General features: G+C 46.3%; 9 protein-coding genes. 1 reads left to right on the top strand and 8 read right to left on the bottom strand.

The genetic code is table 11. The annotated features are described in order from the left end of the window. Nucleotides 1-79: 79 nt before the first annotated feature. Nucleotides 80-463 (bottom strand): hypothetical protein, encoded by a 384-nt coding sequence (locus tag CLV59_RS03770; protein WP_146616116.1) that lies wholly within the window; start codon nt 461-463, stop codon nt 80-82. A gap of 76 nt (nt 464-539) precedes the next feature. On the opposite strand from CLV59_RS03770, the gene CLV59_RS03765 reads away from it, so the two are divergent. Beyond that, nucleotides 540-1,145, top strand: a complete 606-nt coding sequence (locus CLV59_RS03765) for a GNAT family N-acetyltransferase (RefSeq protein WP_211323711.1) — start codon at nt 540-542, stop codon at nt 1,143-1,145. Between the two features lie 6 nt (nt 1,146-1,151). Here the strand turns inward: CLV59_RS03765 and CLV59_RS03760 are convergent, their stop codons facing one another. From CLV59_RS03760 to CLV59_RS03730, 7 genes are all read right to left on the bottom strand, one after another. Then, nucleotides 1,152-2,123: a hypothetical protein gene (locus tag CLV59_RS03760; RefSeq protein ID WP_111590654.1), complete on the bottom strand. Its 972-nt coding sequence runs from the start codon at nt 2,121-2,123 to the stop codon at nt 1,152-1,154. Between the two features lie 94 nt (nt 2,124-2,217). Then, the gene (locus CLV59_RS03755; RefSeq protein WP_111590653.1) at nt 2,218-3,381 is read right to left on the bottom strand and encodes a TlpA disulfide reductase family protein; all 1,164 of its coding nucleotides are present in this window, start codon (nt 3,379-3,381) and stop codon (nt 2,218-2,220) included. Nucleotides 3,382-3,526: 145 nt separating this feature from the next. Continuing rightward, on the bottom strand, nt 3,527-4,249 hold the full coding sequence (locus CLV59_RS03750; protein WP_170137635.1) for a DUF4369 domain-containing protein: 723 nt from the start codon (nt 4,247-4,249) through the stop codon (nt 3,527-3,529). Between the two features lie 101 nt (nt 4,250-4,350). Then, nucleotides 4,351-5,679 carry a sulfatase-like hydrolase/transferase gene (locus tag CLV59_RS03745; protein WP_111590961.1) on the bottom strand — a complete coding sequence of 443 codons (1,329 nt, stop codon included), beginning with the start codon at nt 5,677-5,679 and terminating at the stop codon, nt 4,351-4,353. 164 nt (nt 5,680-5,843) lie between these two features. Then, nucleotides 5,844-7,814, bottom strand: coding sequence for an OmpA family protein (locus CLV59_RS03740; protein ID WP_111590651.1), 1,971 nt, complete (start codon nt 7,812-7,814; stop codon nt 5,844-5,846). A 27-nt stretch (nt 7,815-7,841) separates the two neighbouring features. Beyond that, on the bottom strand, nt 7,842-8,861 hold the full coding sequence (locus CLV59_RS03735; protein WP_111590650.1) for a PorP/SprF family type IX secretion system membrane protein: 1,020 nt from the start codon (nt 8,859-8,861) through the stop codon (nt 7,842-7,844). A 31-nt stretch (nt 8,862-8,892) separates the two neighbouring features. After that, entirely contained in the window at nt 8,893-19,785 is a 10,893-nt protein-coding gene (locus tag CLV59_RS03730; RefSeq protein WP_111590649.1) for a T9SS type B sorting domain-containing protein, read from the bottom strand. Nucleotides 19,786-19,794 lie beyond the last annotated feature (9 nt).

The raw sequence follows: 19,794 nt of genomic DNA, 5'->3' as shown, positions 1-19,794 counted from the left end.
AAATCGTTAATACAAATTGGCAAAACAAATTCCTTTCATCTGTGTTTCAGATGAATAACTAAGAGTTATAATGAAATGTTTATGCCTGGGGAGGACGGAATAAGGAGGATAAGGCAGGCTCAGGAAGATAACAGTCTTTCAGTACCGGATACTTTACAGGGATCACATAACTCTCCTGCTGCTGTTTGACGGCTACAATTCTGGCAAGTGGCACATAAATATGCTGTAGTGCATGCACGTCTACTGTTTTGTAGGGCAGCTGCATATCTCTGTCATTGTCATCATCTTTGTCATCTTCCGTCATGTAATGCATACAGAGGAAATCCGATACGCTCAACTCCCGGTTCAGCTGATGATGCTCCTGGTAGTGAATAACCAGGGTTGGCAACTTCAGTAACTGATCAAGGGTAGTATTCTGCATCAGAAAAACCGCCAAAATGATATATGCAATTACTCTTTTCACGAAGTACAAAGATAAAAAATAAGTCTTTGGAGCTGCAAAATTATTAATAATTTGAAAATACCCTTATTAGAATCTTATGAGAGACTGGATAAAACACCCTGTTATGCTGGAAAGTCGGCGTATCCTTCTGGTTCCCCTGGTAGAACAGGAAATTGACCAGATTGCCGCCAGCAGCCTCGATGAGCGCATATGGACTCACCTCCCCATCTCCGGTTCAGAAGCGGATATTCGGACCGCTCTTCATGAAGCCCTTCGGGCACGCGCCCAGCAAACCCAATATCCTTTTAGTATTATAGACAAGCAAACCGGCCATACTATTGGCACCACCCGCCTGCTAAAACTTGATCAGGCCAACAGAACGCTGGAAATCGGCTGGACCTGGTACCTTCCGGCATATTGGGGCACGGGTTATAATGAAGAATGTAAATTACTCTTGCTGAATTACTGCTTTGATGACTTGAAAACTATAAGGGTGGCCTTTATTGCAGGAGAAAAGAATCTACATTCCAGGAAAGCGATTGAAAGATTAGGCGCCAAATTCGAGGGCATTTTCCGGAATGTAGCCATTCGCCATGATGGGAAACGTAGCAGTGCCTGTTACAGCATCATCGATGATGAATGGCCAGAAACAAAAGTACACCTGGAAAACCTCGTTCACAGTAAGCTGACCAGCTCCCGGTAATCCGGGCTATTGCCCCTGTTTTATATCAAATTTGTTCAATACCTTATACACATTCAGCCTGGAGAAAGTCAGTTTGATATAATCCTGCATAGATGCAATTGCCTGCGGGGTCATAGTTTTCATCATCTCGCAGTACAACTGATTATTTCTGTAAGTAATATTCTTGATGATGGCGCTATCTATACAAAATAAAGGACCTGCCTTTTTTTCCCGGATATCGTTTAATTGAATACGTCCCCAGCTATCGTTAAAGCTTAGGAAATACTGATCTGGCCCGGCAAAGCGAACGGCCGGCAATACGTCGCCATCTCCGAGGGAAGTAAAACGGTACAGTGATACAGCCTTGCTACCATCAAAGTAACATACTTCAAAGTTTCTCGTTTCTTCATTCTCATCGGCATTTCTCAGTATGGTGAGCATCTTGTCTTCATAAATATCAAAAGATACAATACCCGCAAATGCTTTATTTAACTGTTGGAATTGTTCCAGTTGCAGTATTTTCTTTGATTGAGATTCCTCCGCGCCCTGGAATAAGATAGCGGAATCTGTACGTATCATCAGTCCTGGCTTCCCTTTCCATTTGCGAACGTTGAAATCGGCTCCTGATAAACCATCCAAAGGCAAATCGGTGATAAATTTTTCCCGTTGTTGTGTAGAGAGATGATATCTCCACGGTTTTCCATCAAGATCCAATGCAAACAAGTTATTGTTGTCCAGGAAATCGGCATAGCTATAACCATCCAACATTTTATAGACCGCATTATTGCGATAGATAATAGCTGATAACCGAATGGTATCTTTCTTATCAAAATCAACTTTGGTAAGCGTTAATGATTGCTGTTCTCCGCCTCCACCGGTCATCATACTGCCAATGCCGTCTAATTTTACGCGTTCTAATTGTAATGTATCGCTACATGCAGGAGGGACTATTAAGTCAGGCAGAAAAAGCTGCATCGCCAGGATCAACAAATACTTCATGGGTTACTTCAATTTAGATATGGGTTAAATATAGTTATTTATTACGAAAGGATTTCTATTAAAGAAGGGCCGCACTGGCGGCCCTTCTTTGTGTTTATTTCTTTTCCAGGAGTTGCTTCAATACTTCATGAAGCCTTTCCCCTCGCAGGTTTGAGTCTACTATTTTGCCAGATGGGTCCAGCAGAAAGTTAGTAGGAATGCTTCTGACGAAATACAGTTTAGGTACTGCTCCATCCCATCCTTGCAAGTCGCTCACATGATGCCAGGTCAGTCCATCTTTGGCAATTGCTTCTACCCATTTATCTTTTGCATCAGGTTTATCCAGGGATACGCCAAGGATATCGAAACCTTTATCTTTAAAGGCTTCATATGCTTTTACCACATTAGGATTTTCTGCTCTGCATGGTCCGCACCAGCTAGCCCAGAAATCGACCAATACATATTTCCCTCTCAGATCAGATAATTTCAGCATACGGCCATCGGGTTGTGCAGCGGAGAAATCAGGCGCTGTTTTTCCTGGCGCAAACACAGCTGATTTAGCAATTTCTGCTGCTACTTTTTTACCTAATTCGGTAGACTTTACAGCTGGTGAAAAAGATTCAAACAAACGCTGTACTGGCACAACATTCACGATACGACGTCCTGTTTGTTTGCTCAACAGGTGAAGCGATAAATAACTGTCTGAATGCGTTTCCATGAACTTTAATTTCAAAGCTTCCTGTTCGCCGGAGAGTTTGGAAAGTGCATGCGAGTTTGCATTAAAGACCGCCGTATCGATAGGTTGTTTGTCGCGCAAACGGCCCATTATTTTTCTTACGGAGTCCATAGATGCATCACCAGGAGCTAATTGTGCGGTGAGCTGGTCATAATCTTTAGTGAGGCTACTGCCGCTGACAGGTGCGCTGCTAATTGTTTTCCAGGAAACGGAATCTGCCCGCAAATCTATATTGGCCTTATCCCCTGCCGAGAGAAACAACTGCCTGGTGCCAATAATCATTGGACGGCTCTCATCTGTGCTCCTTACAGACAAATGCAGGGCAACAGGATTCGTTGTTTTACCTTTCAGTTTAAATTCGCCATTGGTGATAATTGCGCTGTCAATCACCTCTTTTTTACCGACAAAGCCTTCTCCTTCCTGCAGGCGCACTTTGGAGCCGTTCAAAGATGCTGGTACTTTTCCCTTAATGGTATATTCCTGCTGCGCACATACAGACACAGCAGCGCATAGGGCTGCCGTAAATAATACGATAGATTTCATATACTGTTGGTTGGTTTTTGTGATGGCCTAAATATGCGATTTTTTTCGATAATTGCAGGCATCTGTGCCAGGAATTCCATCAGCACACCATTCAACAATGAGGATATCGTATATCCGTTTAGGTGATCTGGCAAAAACAGCTTATCTATTTAGCAATACGCTTTGCCACTTCTTTTCCTAATACGGTTTGTTTCAAAGTGGGGGACAGCGTATTGTATAGCTTCTGTAAAGATGATATATTCGTCTGTTGTTGCGCTTGTAAACTCAGCAGATACAAGGAAACATAACTATTGGAATGAGCAGTAATAAATTGTTGTTGCAGCAATTCTTCCTGGGCTTTGCATTTTTGTTTTCTCTCCTCTTGTTCCTTAAACTGCGTGGCGTCGGCTTTTCCATTTTCATCCACCAGCATAGGCGCCTCATTTTCACCATTTAAACAAGGTAAAATAGGTTTTATCAGGGTACAATAGCTGTCATAATCTTTGTTGACTACAGAACCGCTAACATCGGCTTCATTCACCTCTTCTTTATAGGGATCATAAGCCTGTTTTATCACGATTTGCATCTTATCGCCTGCTGCAATAAAAAACGATTTGGTAGCCGCCACCATACCATAAGTTGTATCCACAGTTACATCAATGGTCAGGCCTACAGGATCTTTGGTACTCCCTTTCAATTTAAATGCGCCATTCTGGATAATGGCAGAATCCAATTGCTGATATTGTTTATTACTGCCTATTCCAGGTCGTAGAAACACTTTTCCACCATTATAAGAAGCAGGTAATTTTCCTTGAATAGTATAATTCTGCTGAGCAAATAAGGACAGGGACGAGCACAGAACGGCCGTCAGTAATACAAATGATTTCATAGGATATTCAAAAAAATTTGGACGAAGTTGCATGTTTATTTCCGGAAGACACGTATTACTCCGTATACCCATACTCCAAACATGCAACCATAGCGCATTTTCTAGTTAGGGGTATTCCCGTCATATTTATCCAGTAAGGCTTCCAGCTCTTTTACTTTTTCCGGATACTGGGCGGCCAGATTTGTTTTTTCCCGTACATCTTCTTTCAGATTGAACAGCTCCGTGGTGGTAGGCGTACCATTAGCGCCTCCCCGGCGGAATTTCCAATCGCCCACACGAATAGCTTCTGCTACCCCATAGTTGACATAATAAATCGGCGAGTGGTTATAATGTGCAATTTTACCTGTCAGCAAGCTATCCACTGGTTCGCCATCAATTTTTCTACCGGCAGGCAATGGCGCATTCGCCCACTTCGCCAGGGTTGGCAGGATATCCATACTGGTAAAGGCATCAGGAATTTCTTTTCCAACCGGCGTATGGTTTTTCCAGTAAATGATGAAAGGTACACGATGACCGCCTTCATAGGTATCTCCTTTCTTACCACGGAATATGCCCTGACTGCCTACATGCCATGGCTTTGTATGCCCGTCTTTGGCCATACGATCCGGAAAATCGATCCAAGGACCGTTATCACTACTGAAAATAAAAATGGTATTATCAGCAAGACCTTGTTTTTCCAGGGCCTCCCAGAGCAAAGCCAGGTTGGCATCAATTTCCTCAATCACATCACCATAAAGGCCTCCGGGCGAAGTACCTTTAAACTTCCCGGATGCATCCACTGGCAGATGTGGCATATTATGCGCCAGGTACAGGAAGAAAGGTTTGTCTTTCTTCTGCGTACGGATGTATTTTATTGCTTCCTGGGTGTAGAGTCCTGTCAGACTGGTATCCTGCGGACGATAAATTTCCGGCGTACGGTCGCGGAATATTTTAATAGTGGTATCTGTAGCTACATATGGCGCACGATAATCGTGGCTGTAGAGCATCCCGAAGTAATGGTCAAATCCCTGGGCATTCGGCAGGTTATAGGGATGTATGTCTCCCATATGCCATTTTCCTATCATGCATGTATTGTAACCTACGCCTTTCAGCATTTCTGCAATTGTCACATCCTCATCCGGCAATCCGATTTTATATCCCGGAGGGATAGGGAAATTCAGCTGTGAACGGGTAGGGTAACGACCTGTCATCAATGAAACCCTGGAAGGAGTACAAGTAGGCGAAGACACCATGTATCCCGTGGCCTTCACTCCTTTATTGGCCATTTTATCCAGGAATGGCGTACGAATCAGGGGATTCCCGTAACAGCTCAGATCACTGTATCCCATATCATCCGTTAGCACGAAGATGACATTGGGCTTTTTCTGTGCATTGACATCTGTGATGCATCCTGCTGCCAACAATAGCAGCGCGAGTAATTTCTTTTTCATGTGTTCAACTTTCCAGTCAGCCAAAGATAATATCTGCCTCCATTAAAATCAGGATAATTTCCCCTATAAAAAACAAGCCCCAAAAGGGGCCTGTCGTAATGGTTCTGCTAATAGTTGTTCCCATAGGGATGTTTCACTGTATGTCGCTTATAATTATTGCCTGTTTATTCATGTAATATCTCTACTTCTGTTCTCCTGTTTACTTCATGTTCTGCATCACTGCACTTCACGCCTTTCTTACAACGGTTCAACAAATTCGTATCTCCTCTCCCCGCAGAGCTGATGCGGTTCTTATCGATACCATGTGCAATCAGGTATTGTACCGCCGAGGCTGCACGCTTACGTGATAACTGCAGGTTATAGGCCGAAGAACCGCGACTATCTGTATAGGCTACGAGTCGTACCCTCATAGTAGGATGCGCCCTCAGAATATCTGCCAGAGAATCCAGCACCAGTGCGGCATCCGGACGGATATTCCACTTATCATAATCGTAGTTCAGGTTTTGCAAAATGAATTTATCGCCAGTATGTAATTTCTTTTCAACACAGATATCTTTGAATACTGTTTCTCCATCTTTCATGCCGCGGGTATTAAATTCGATAGAATCCACACGTCTGCCGTTTTCATGAATCCGGATAACATAATCTGTTTCTTTCTCCAGGGTCAGCTGGATATTCCGGTCAGGATCTCCGCTAAAGCACCAACCCATATCACGTTGCCTGTTATAGATGTAAATACATTGTCCTCTCAACGGCGGACATACCTTACCAACAAACGGAATGGTCAATGGCGTCAGCGGCTGATTGATGAGAGGTATTTCAGCTACGGAATAGATATCGTCTCCCCCTAACCCTCCTGATCTGTTGGAGGCAAAATAAGCGCCGCCATCCGCGTAGTTGGTATAGTAAAAATCATCACCCGGCGAATTATAAGGATAGCGCAGGTTTTGCGGAGTACTCCACTGGGATTTGCTACCTGTGCTGCGGAACATATCAAAGCCTCCCATACCCGGCCAGCCGGTGCTGCTGAAGTACAGCGTGCCATCTGGTCCTACAGTGGGGAATTCTTCTTCATCTGCGGTATTAATCGATGGTCCGCAATTCACTGGCGTACTCCATTTGCCATCTGCTTGTCTTTCACAATACCAGATGTCGGTGCCCCCTTGTCCGCCAGGCATATCCGAAGCAAAATACAGGATTTGATCATCCGGACTTAATGCCGCATGACCTACTGAATATTGGTCCGCTTTATTATACTGAAATGGTTGTGGGGCCATCCATTGTTGATTGGTATCTTTTACAGTAGTATATAATTCCAGCCGGCGATAACCATATTTCACAGGGCGGCGGCCTTTCGTTTTCACGGTGGGGATTTTTCTATCTGGATCTGTAAGCGTCACATAACCAGTATGAAAAGATTTATCAAAGGTGACAGGGCCCACATGGTAACGGGAATGGTTCAACGCAGGAGAGAAATCATCGATATACACTGCTCCATTCTTGCTGGTGTCTGCACTATAAAGGGTATAAAAAGCTCTTCTCGTACGTCCGTAATCGTTACGATTAAACCTGCTGCCTGGTTTTAATCTGTCTTTCATTAAGGTATCTGACATAAACACCACACTGCCTGGATAACGGGTAGCGCCCCAATCGGAGCGACTACTATTCAATCGCGTTTCATTTCGGATACTTGCATTAAGTGGATACTGCATCCAGTATACAGCGGAGTCGCAGCCCGCGATCCTTGCCTGTACGCCGGGCGCTTGGGGATTCGCTTGCGCATATTGCTGGAAAGCGGCTTTTGCTTCCTCATAACGTCCCAAATTTTTCAAGGCTTCTGCATAATAGAATCTCGTATCTGCCGGCGCATCGCTGCGGGAAAGCAATTGGCTGTACCAGTCCGCCGCGTCTTTATAATCATCCATTCCACGATAACAATCGGCCAGCTTCACCAGTACTGCGGTAGGCGTTTTATCTTTTTTCTTCTCCGCGATGCGTTTATACATTGAAGCAGCGCGGGCATACTCATACTTATCATACAACACATCCGCTTGTGTAAGCAAAGATTTTTGCTCCTGTGCCCGTGCTATCTGGATAATAAAAAACAAAGAGAGTAGAGTTAAAATGCTTCTCATAGTCAATTTTTATAGCGTCATGCAGCATTAAAAATAACGGGGACTGGTTACCCTGGTACGTTTGGCATTAAACAGGTAGCCGATCGACAGTTCATGAGATCCGCTCTGATAGGACGCCATTTTATTGATGGTAAGATCGTAGGCATATCCAATGCGTAGTTGTTGCGTAACATTGAACTGTGCCATAAAACTGGCAGCATCCAGCTGTTCCAGATCCGGGGATAATGCAGGTTTATTCCATAATTTGATACCGGTCCTATAAGAGCCACCCACCCACAAACGGTCAGCAATCAGCAGTAAAGCGGTAAAATCAAAATTGGAGGGACCTTTGAAATCCTCTTTCCACAGTACAGAAGGTTTCAGTTTAAAGTTATCCGAGAGGTTCAGCATACATCCTGCGTTTACGTACATATGTTGCGTTTTGCGGATGGTTTTATACTGATATCCTTTCCAGTAGTAGCGGGAAGGATCTGTATAAAGTGAGAACAGATCCATCATGGAAGCGCCTACATACCAACTTGGCGTATAGTAGTAGATGCCGAAACGCGCATCCGGAATCCAGGTGGAAGCGCGGCCCATAGGGATAGAGGGGTCATTGTCATCATTATACATCAGCGTAGATCCGTCAATTGAGTATTGTGTAACGCCAGCGCCTATACCCAAACAGAGTCTTTTATCGCCATCCTCATTGAGCGGAATTCGGTAGGAATACATACCATAAATCGAAGTAGCATCCTGTGGCCCCAGTTTATCATACATGATTTGCATACCCAGTCCCACTCTGGCATCCCTGGAGGAAGTAAGGGCGCCATCCAGGGAGACGCCGCCCGTTTGTGGCCCGCCGGGAAAATTCACCCATTGCTTACGGTAGATGGCGTTTGCGAAGAGATCTTCTTTATATCCTGCATATGCTGGGTTTACGGCCAGCATGTTAAATACATATTGACTGAACTGTAGATTCTGCTGGGCTTCCACCTGACGAGGCAGTAGTAAAACCAGCAATATGCACAGTGTTAATACAGATTCCTTTTTAAATTTAATTCCCATAGGAAATGATTTTGATGTCAATAAGTAAGGTTTACCGAAGCAGTTCAATCCAGCCTTTGTATTCACGTGTTCCCTGCGTTGGAGAATTCAGCTTCAGGATGTAATAGTAGGTACCTTCATTCAGGCCATCTCCATTCCATTTATTATCGTAATTCTTATTCTGATAGACTTGGTTACCCCATCTGTTGTAGATATACACTGCGGAACCAGGATAACGATCCAGCCCTTCGATCACCCAGTTATCATTCTTACCATCGCCATTTGGAGTGATTACATTTGGAATGAAAATATCATCGCCGGTGACAGGCACTCTGGTAATAGTAAATGTGTTATCTGATAAATCAGGATCTACTTCATTACCGCTGATGGTAGCCGTATTACCCACAGATCCTCCACTGATCAACTTAAGGGTAAACTGCAGGGTGGCCGATTGTCCGCTAGGCAATGCAGGAATAGTCCAACTGATGGTACGACTCGCCGCATCAAATACCGCATTGCCTACGCTTGGCGTAAATGTCAACGGCATGCCCAGTTCATTTTCCAACTGATCTGTCATGATCACATTGGTAGCAGTATCTGGTCCCTGATTGGTGGCAACAACTGTGAATTGCAGGGTCTGTCCTACTTTCAGCGGAGGAAGTGTATTCAGCTGTTTGGTTACTTTCAGGTTTGCAAATCTTGCACTGGAAATGGTGATTTCAGAAGTATCCGGAATCGTTACATCCGGTGGACCTGTAACAATGGCGATGTTCCTGATGGAAGCTTTTCCGAGGATAGTAGCGCTGTAGCTCCAGGTGAGTGTTTCGCCTGCATTCAGTAAGCCTACATTCCAGATAAGCACGCCATTATTCAGGGTAACTGTACCTCTTGGCGGATTGGTATATGTTGGAGTTCCCAGAACAGCGGCAGGCGGTAATGTATCTGTTACTACAACCGGATTCACTCCAGCCTGTCCGTTGTTTGTTACGGACAGTACGTAGGTAATCTGTTGTCCTGGCTGATAAGGACCGGCAGGACTCACTGATTTATTCACATCCAGTTGCGCTTTCGGCAACACGGTAGTAATTACTGTATTGCTGATATTATTGGAGCTGTCTGGATCTGGTAAACCAGCTGGCGTATTCACGATAGCAGTATTGCTATAGGAGCCCGCAGTGGACGCAGTTCCCGTAATCTGGATGGATACGGCGCCCTGTATTGGGAAGGTGTTGATTGTAATAGTAGCAGTACCGTTTGTAATGACTGGTACTACATTCGCCGCACCATTCGATGCAGAGAGGATAGTGATAGCTGGGTTCTGTAAACCTGCCGGTAATACGTCCTGCACCACTGCCCCGTCCGCAGAAGATGGACCAGCATTTACTACCAGCAGATTGTAGGTAATCGTCTGACCGATATACACCTGTGTACTACCAGTTTTCTGTATGGAGAGATCCGCCTGGCTGCCAATAACACTTTGTACAGGATTAGAAGTGGTCTGTGCACCGGCAAATACCGCGTTTGCCACGTTAGTGACAGTACCTGTAGGCGCATCAGCTCTTACTGTTCCGGTAATCACAATTTGGATGCTGCTGGTATCTATTCCTGGTAATGTAGCCACTACATTCACTGCATTGCCTGTGCCGGTGGCGCCCTGAGAAATCGTAGCCGTATGCATGGTGGTAGTCGTCCAGGTTACGTTTGTCAGTACGTTTGGTACCGCATCCGTAATTACCACATTATTTGCTGTTTTCGCACCGGAGTTGGATACATTGATCACGTAGGTAGCCTGCTTGCCTCTTACCATGGTAGCAGGGCCTGTTTTGCTGATGTTCAGTTGTACATTGTTATTGATCGAACCAGCAGGAACGGTGGTAGACAAACTGGAAGACTGTGGCGTAGTACCGCTTTCTGCAGGCGTAACGGTTGCGGTATTCATGATCGTACCGGAATACGTGAATGGAATAAGCCCTTTCACCATAATACTTACCGTATTTCCTGTGCCAGCAGGCAGATTGCCGGTCAGGCTGATGGCATTGCCTGTTCCGGAAGTACCACTGGTGATACTAGCGGCGCCAGTTGTTGTAGCAGTCCAACTCACACCGGTTAATGTTGCAGGTACCGCATCCGTCACGTTAAAGTTCACCGCATCGCTCGTACTGGTATTACGCACCGTGATATTATAGGTGATGCTGTCTCCCGAACTTGCCATTGCTGGCCCAGTTTTACTGATAGTTAACACCGGTAAACCTTGCACGACAGTCTGCACTACCACAGAAGAATCTGGCACACCTGTTTCAGCAGGCGTAATGGTTGCCAGGTTACGGAGCGTATCCCTGAAGGAAGAACTGGTAGTACCATTGATAATGATCGTAATACTGTTGCCGGAACCTGCAGGAATATTGGCTGTCACCTGGACATTATTACCAGTGCCTGTACCTCCGCCAACAATGCTGGCAGCACCTTGCGCAGTAGCGGACCAGGTCACTTGCTGAATAGCAGATGGAACAATATCTCTGATGGCCGCATTCATCGCATTACTTGGGCCATTATTCAGCGCCGTGATAGTATACGTGATCGGCTGTCCGGATTGCAGTTGTGACGGACCCATTTTCAGGATCTCTACTCCTGGCGTCTGGTTCACGGTAGTTTGTATACTGGAAGTATCTCCTGATACGCCAGGTTCAGCAGGTTGTACAATGGCGGTATTGGTAATCGTTCCGGAATAAGCAGGATCGATTGTACCCATGATATTCACCATTATATTACCCAGTGGCGGAATATTCGCGTTCAGTTGAATATTATTGCCCGTACCACTGCTGTCGGTCGTAATGGAACTACCGTTACTGCTGCTGGCCTTCCAGGTAACCTGTGTGATACCGGCAGGTATTACATCCTGTATAAGTGCGCCGGTAGCGTTACTTGCACCGTTGTTGGTGACCATCAGCACATAGTTCACAGGCGCGCCAGCGGCCGCGAATGAAGGTCCGCTCTTACGGATATTCAGCATTGGTTTGCTTTCAATGATGGTAGTTACCGGCGGACTCACAGCAGGCATATTACCGCTGTCGGCAGGAGTAGCGGTGGCAGTATTGATGATTGTTCCTGTAGCGGATGGCAGCACGGTTCCTGTTACCATGATCATTACATAAGCGCCACTACCGGCAGGAATATCTGCATTCACAGAGATCTGTGGCGTAGTGCCAGTACCACCGCTATTTATGATAGCTCCGTTTCCTCCTGTTGCCTGCCAGCTGACATTAGTAAGGCGGCTATCTATCGTATCAGTAATTACAACTCCTCTGGCGTTACTTGGGCCATTGTTAGTAATGCGTATAGTATACGTCATACTCACGCCAGCAGTCACTTTTGCCGGACCCGTTTTTCGTACATCCAACTGCGTGAGTCGGCTGATACGCGTTACCACAGTATCCGATACCGGCGTTATACCTGTGGCCGATGCGGTGGCAACATTCGTAACGGTACCTGTAGCAGATGGGTCTATGGTACCCACTACTGTGATGACCACCAGGTTACCGCTACCGGCCGGAATATCGGCAGTTGTATTGACATTGCCGGTGCCGCTAAATGGACCTGTAACTGCGGCAGCTCCCTGTATCAGTACTGTCCAGGAAGGATTGGTGACAGCCGCAGGAATGATGTCTGTAATATTCAGTCCTGTTACATCACTCGGTCCTTCATTGCCCACCTGAATGGTATACGTAATTGTATTACCAGCTACCACTGTTGATGGACCGCCTTTCTGGAGGGTTACGCCATATTGTTTGCCGATGATGGTGGTGACTGTACTGGTATTATTGGATGGATTAATGTCTGTAACACCCGTTACCACCGCATTCGCAGTATTTGTAATAGCGCCGCTGGCAGTACCGCCTGCCACCGTACCTGTAATGGTAAAGGTGATATAATTGGAAGCACCTGCCGCTATGCTCACCGGCATATCAATTATGTTTCCACTGCTGTCGATACGCGGACTACCCATAATACTTGCGTTACCAGTAGCTACCGCCGACCAGGTAACACTCGTAATGGCAGCAGGAATCACATCCTGTATCTGGACAGTATTAGCATCCCGAGGACCACGGTTCGCTACTATCAGCGTATAGGTGATACCGTTACCTGCAATAGCATTCGTTGGTCCGCTCTTGACGATACTTACATCCGCATTATTGTTGATTGTGGTAACAACAGAGCTTTGTTTATTAGTGCCTGCCACCACTGTTGCAGTATTGGTTACCTGTGCTGCCACCGTGTTGCTGACAACGCCTTTGATGGTTACCACCAATGTATTGGCCGGTCCTACAGGAATATTTCCTGTAGTAGAAACCGCATTGGTGGCGCCGGAGGTAGCGCCGGTAATAGTAGCGGTACCAGTAGCGGAGGCAGTCCAGTTATACACCAGGATATCCGCAGGAACATTATCTGTGATGAGCGCGCCGGTAATATTTCCGGAGCCGCCGTTTCTAACCACCACCTGGTAGGTAATGGTATCGCCTACATTCGCAGTAGCAGGGCCAGATTTGGCGATTCTTACCACCGGATCATTATCCACTGTGGAAGTCACTGTACTGCTATTATTGGAGAGTACAGGATCTGTAATAGGTATACCTGGCTGGAAGGCCACATTACCCGTATTGGCAATCGTAGAATTATTGACGGCAGCCGGAGACGTAATTCCGTTGATCACCACTGTCACAGCGCTTCCATCCGCAGGGATATCTGCGGTGAGATCCACATTACCGGTACCACTGGCAGGCGTAATATTCGTAGCATTACCACTCGCAGTAGCTGTCCAGTTAGGGGTTTGTATGGCGGCCGGAATCACATCTGTAATATGTACTCCTACTGCGTTTGAAGGACCCGCATTGGTGATACGCAGACTATACTGTGTTGGTTCGCCAGCTGCCTGATTGGCCGCACCGGTTTTTACGATCTGCAGATCCGCTACTCTGCTAACAGTAGTAGTAACAGTAGTACTGTCGCCAATTGGTGGGATACCAGTTGGATTCAGAACTTTAGCCGTGTTGAGAATAGTAGATCCGGTGAAGGATGGATCTACCTGACCAGATACTACAATGGTGATTTTTGCAGCAGCAGAATCAGGTATATTAGCCATTAAGGCGATATTGCCTGTTCCAGTATTTCCAGCGGTGATGACAGCTCCGCCAACAGCAGTAGCTGTCCAGGTAGCATTGATGATACCTGTTGGAATATTATCTGTAATACTCACGCCATTCGTGCTGCTAGGGCCATGATTCACCACTTCTACGGTATACAGTATATTACTTCCTGCTGTAATGGTTGCCGGGCCAGCTTTTCTGATTTCCAGTTTTGCATAAGATGTTACGTCTGTAGTAACAGTAGATATGCCTGTTGTTGCTCCCGGTTCAGCAGGGACTACTCTGGCAGTATTTACAATTTGACCGGTGAAATCGGATTTTATACTCGCCTGTGCCAGCACCAGGATATAATTACTTTCTCCTGCCGGAATATCTGCATTGATGTTAATTATATTTCCTGTACCACTGGCGCCAGAATTAATAACAACACTGCCACCGGATACGGCTACCCAGTTGGTTACTACCGCCGCTCCCGGAATAGTATCCACGATAGTAGCGCCTTTTGCATCTGAAGGTCCGACATTCAAAATACGGAGTCCATATACAATAGTGTTACCAGCATATGCATTGGCTGGCGCAGTTTTCGTTATCAGGAGGCCAGGTTTACGAACCAGTGTAGTCGTTACCGTATCTGAATTTACGGCAGGTATACCTGGTTCGGATGGCGTACCAACCGCCCAGTTCTGGAAAGTGGTTGGAGCGGTGGAAGCAGGAACCGTGCCTGTGATAGTGATCGTAATACTATTGCCTGCACCTGCTCCGATATTTCCTACAACACTCACAGCATTACCGCTACCGGTTGCGCCGGAGCTGATAGTGGCAGTACCATTTGCGGTGGCTGTCCAGCTAACATTTGTCAATATTGCAGATACGGCATCAGTAATAGTTGTATTGGTCGCATTGGATGGACCCATGTTCGTAGCAGTGATAGTATAAGTCACTACTTCGCCCGCATTCACGCTGGTAGGTCCGGCCTTCAGCAGGTGAATGTTTGGCCGCTGATTAATAGTAGTCGTTACCTGATTGGAACTGGCAGGTACTGATCCTGGTTCTGCCGGAATAGCGGCAGCGCCATTTGTAAAGGAGCCGGAGAAGGATGGATCTACTTTACCGGTAATCATTACGGAGACACTGTTCCCCTTACCGGCAGGAATATTCACAGTAATACCCAAATTATTGCCTGTTCCCGTGCCATTGGCCACCACCTGGGCGCTGCCGTTGACGGTGGTCTGCCAGGTAGGGTTTTGCACTTGTACAGGTATCTGATCGCTGATCAGGAGGTTATTAGCATTCGAAGATCCGGTGTTTGTTATCAGTAACGTATATACGATTTGCTCACCTGCATTCAGTTGTGCAGGGCCAGCTTTGGAAATGCTTACCACCGGAATTTTCCGTACCCGCACTGTTTTGGAGGAAGACACTGGAGGTACCGCTTCAGCAGGCGTAGCTGTAGCCCTGTTGATCAGCGTAGTATCTATTCCAGGATCTGTTTTGGCTTTAATAGTAATCACCACACTGTTGGAAGAACCAGCAGGAATATTTGCACGGAGATTCACAAATCTGCCGCTACCCGCACCTCCGCTGACAATAGTGGCAGCTCCTGTAGTGGCGCTAGTCCAATATCCTCCCAGCAGACTTGCAGGAATAGTATCAGTAATCACCGTACCAATTGCATCTGCTTGTCCTATATTCTTTACCGTTATAGTATATGTCAGGCTGTCGCCTGCAATGATACCATCCACTGAGCTTTTGGTAATGCTGAGTTCAGGCAGACGATTTACCACGGTTGTTTTAGTAGAAGTATCGCCGGTACTATTAGGTTCTGATGGTTTTACAATGGCACTGTTCGTGAGGATACCTGCAAAATTGGAAGCAATAGTACCACTGACAGTAATAGCAATACCATTACTACCTCCTGCGCCAAGATCTCCTGTTATCGTCAGGTTATTGCCGGAACCGGATGCTCCCGTCAGCACTGAGGCATTTCCTATAGCCACTGATGTCCAGGACACATTCTGAATCTGTGATGGCACAATATCAGTGATAGTTAGCCCGCGTGCATTACTCGGACCAGCATTCGTTACCACGATACCGTAGGTGATATTGCCTCCCGCACTGGCGGTATCTACAGAAATTTTTGTGATATATAGTTTAGCCTGTGCAATGATTGTAGTAATGACTTCATTACTTATTACAGGAGTTGTATTTGGTTCTGATGGCGTTACTTCCGCAGTATTATGAATTGGTACTAACAGCGGCGGTTGTATAGTCCCTGTAATAATAACCCGAATGGAAGCGCCAGCGTTCATATTCGCATCTACGGAAACATTATTACCCGTACCCGTTGCGCCGGAATTAATAATAGCTGTGCCGCCAGATACGCTGGCTGTCCAGCTGACATCAAATAATGCAGGCGGTATCAGGTCCGTGATAATAGTATGTTTGGAGTTAGATGGTCCTTCGTTGGTTACATCTACTGTATAAGTGATGGTACTACCTGCTGCTGCTGTAGCAGGACCGTTTTTCACAATGGTAAATTTCACCAGAGGATTCACAGTAGCCTGATCGGTAGAGAACACCACAGGTACATTTGGCTCTGCCGCTTGTGCACTGGCAGTATTGGTGAGCGTACCCGTGAAATCAGGGTTGATCGTACCTTTTATGTGTATAATGATAGCATTGGATGCACCAGCAGGTACATTCACTGTCATACTCAGATTACTACCACTGCCGGTTGCGCCGCTGGTAATGGTTGCTGCACCCTGTACCTCGGAAGTCCAGGTAGGATTCAGCACTGCCGCAGGTATATTATCAGTGATAACAGTTCCTACTGCATTACTAGGACCGTTGTTCGTCAGTTTGACGGTATATTCCACCGGTAAACCAGCCGTCAGTATCACATTACCAGTATGCATTTTGCTAATCAACAGCCCAGGGGTACTGCTGATCATTGTAGTAGTAGTATTGGAAGGGAATGGTGTCGATGCTGGCTCAGATGGCGTAGCAATAGCCTGATTGAGTATATTATCAGTAGCGCCAGGCGTTACGGTACCGGTAATACTGATATATATTTTACCCGTGTCTCGCGCAGGCATACTGGCAGTGATACTTAAATTATTTCCAGTACCTGTAGCGCCACTGACAATAGTCGCTTTTCCGGTAGCAATTGCTGTCCAGGAAACACCAGTTACCTTGGAAGAGATAACGTCCGTTATCACGGTATTCACCGCATCGCCAATCCCCGTATTATTGGCAACCACGCTAAATTGTATGGGACCTCCTGCAATAGCAGTGGCAGGCGCCTGTTTCACTATATTAATGTACGGTCTGCGTATAACCGGTACTGTTATAGTACTGGTAGCTCCGTTAGAGTCAGGTACATTCGGTGATACAGCAGTTGCCGTATTGGTAATATCGCCGTTTAAGGCAGACGACAGCTTACCGGTAACAATGATGGTCACCGTAGCGCCGCCTATCGGAATGTCTGCTGTAACATCTACATTCGTCAGTGTGGAATTATTGGCGATCAGGTTGGCGGCGCCAGTAACGGCAACGTTTACACTGGATGCAATAAAGGTAGCCGGCAAAGGATCCGTGATATGCACGGCAGTGGCATTACTGGGCCCGGCATTGATCGCTACGATACGATATATAAAATCCTGCCCTGCAAGATATGGTCCATTCTCCAAAATGGTTTTGGAAATCTGTATATCGGCCGCACTGATATACTGTATCACTGCGGTATCCCTGCTAGGAGGACATACCCCATTACTGATTGACCAAACCAACGTAGCAGAAGTATTAGGAGCGATTGTCGCATTTGTATTCGGGTTGGAAGGATTCGACAACGTAGCGTTGCCACTGATAACCGTCCAGGTTCCGGTACCCACTGTAGGGGTATTTCCCTGCATCACAAATACGCCTGTATTATACTGTACCTGATCAGGTCCCGCATTGGCAGCAGTAGGTGCAGCCAACACTGTTACCACTACTTCATCAGAAGCTGCAGTACAAACACCGTTTCCAATGGTCCAAAGGAAACGATAGGTACCTGGCCGTAAGCCAGAGATCTGTGTCTGCGGATTATGAACATCGCTGAAAGTAACATTATTAGGTCCGGATTCCTGTGTCCAGGTACCGGTACCGGAAGTAGGCGTATTTCCGGCAAGGTTCATCGTGTTACTGCTACAGATAGTGGTATCATTCCCTGCATTGGGAATAGTAGGTTGTGCAACAATAACGACTGTTTGGGTATAAACAGGAGAAGTACAACCGGTAGTACTGCTACCGAAAGTAAAGTTCAGGTGATAGGTGCCTGGCGCCAGATTAGCCGGAATGACCACATTCAGCGGAGAACTGGTCAATGTAGCATTGTTAACCGTTGTAAAGCCTGGCATATCCGTACTGGTCACGGAATAGCGATTCGCTGTTCCGGAAGTAATAGCATAAGGCTGGCGGTAAGTGGCTGTACCCTGACATAAAGAAGGCTGGGCAGGTACCGAAGCAGTAATCTGTGGATAGACCGTTACAGCAAATACCTGCGATACGCCTCTTCCGTTACATCCAGATACGGTGGCGGTTACACGATAATACGTATTGCTGGTCAATGGACCGGTATTCAGCGTGGCGCCTGTTTGTCCGCCGACAGTAGTCCAGTTACCGGTACCATTAGGACTGGATTCCCAGAGGTAAGTGAATCCAGTAGTTGGATTACCTGTACCATTCGGGGAAATATTGGCAGTTAGTGTAGTAGCAGTATTATAGCATATAGGCGTTGTACCAGTAATAGTGCTGACAAAATCTATTACTTTCAGTTCTATAGGACTGGAAGTTACGCGACAATTGGCACTGTTGATTTCTGCTGTTCCTCCAGCTGCCAATACCCTGTATTCATAGCCTCCTTGTGCATTTGGAATGGTGAAAGTTCTGGTATTACTACCGCCATTATTCACTACACCGCCAACGTTTGTCCAGTCGGTAGTACCGAGTGGACGATTCTGCAACTGGAAGAAATAATTGGAATAACTACCGGCGGGCAACGATACATTTAAGGTGCCTGTACCTCCATAACAGATGGTTCCAGCGCCCTGTGTAAAGGTGATTGGGGGGCCGCAAGCCGCAAAGGCAATATCATCCAAGGCGAGGTCATTACCATTGCTGCTAGGCGTATTACTGAAGATACGTAATATCACAGAGCTGGTAGTACTGGGCATCTGGAATACGCCTGCTTGTCGTACCCACGTTCCGGGCGACTGATAAGGCACATTACCGGTGGAAACGGAGATGATAGGAGCGCCATTGGGATTGTTGGCGTCTACGATATCGAAACGCAGACTGGGCTGGGATACGCCTGCCTGTGGGTTGATATTCATGATCCATGCAGAAAACTCAAAAGTAGTACCTGCACATAGACCAGTGATCGTACGTTCATAGAATTTATCAGGAGTGGCATTCGCATCCACCACCATACAAAAACCGGTACCCGTACCAGAAGTATGGTCCGGACGATCCACAAAATAAGTATTGTTATACCCTCTGGTGGTATTACTAATGGTGTATTGGCCAGGATATGGACCAACAGGGCGACTCACCGTTTGCGGACTGTAATAGGTATACGTAGTGATACCCGGAGGTAATGGCGGGCCCAGTGTAGGCTTTACCGTAGTTCCTGCGTCACCGAATGTTTCCTTGAAGATAGGATCGCCTAAGGAACCGGTACATGACTGCGCATTTCCTGTTTGAGCAGTAAATAATAGGACAAGCAAAAATAGACAGAAGCTAATTGCAGGGTAGAATTTCCTCATAGAGATCCT

Origin of the sequence: Chitinophaga dinghuensis (assembly GCF_003259435.1) — a bacterium.
Lineage (GTDB): Bacteria > Bacteroidota > Bacteroidia > Chitinophagales > Chitinophagaceae > Chitinophaga > Chitinophaga dinghuensis.
The sequence above is the reverse complement of the archived record's forward strand: the minus strand, read 5'-3'. Positions and strand labels throughout refer to the sequence as shown.

Excerpts from the sequence above, each read along its gene's own strand:
- CLV59_RS03730 (WP_111590649.1), bottom strand. The coding sequence starts at position 19,785 with ATGAGGAAATTCTACCCTGCAATTAGCTTCTGTCTATTTTTGCTTGTC.
- CLV59_RS03760 (WP_111590654.1), bottom strand. The coding sequence starts at position 2,123 with ATGAAGTATTTGTTGATCCTGGCGATGCAGCTTTTTCTGCCTGACTTA.
- CLV59_RS03765 (WP_211323711.1), top strand. The coding sequence starts at position 540 with ATGAGAGACTGGATAAAACACCCTGTTATGCTGGAAAGTCGGCGTATC.
- CLV59_RS03740 (WP_111590651.1), bottom strand. The coding sequence starts at position 7,814 with ATGAGAAGCATTTTAACTCTACTCTCTTTGTTTTTTATTATCCAGATA.
- CLV59_RS03750 (WP_170137635.1), bottom strand. The coding sequence starts at position 4,249 with ATGAAATCATTTGTATTACTGACGGCCGTTCTGTGCTCGTCCCTGTCC.
- CLV59_RS03735 (WP_111590650.1), bottom strand. The coding sequence starts at position 8,861 with ATGGGAATTAAATTTAAAAAGGAATCTGTATTAACACTGTGCATATTG.
- CLV59_RS03755 (WP_111590653.1), bottom strand. The coding sequence starts at position 3,381 with ATGAAATCTATCGTATTATTTACGGCAGCCCTATGCGCTGCTGTGTCT.
- CLV59_RS03745 (WP_111590961.1), bottom strand. The coding sequence starts at position 5,679 with ATGAAAAAGAAATTACTCGCGCTGCTATTGTTGGCAGCAGGATGCATC.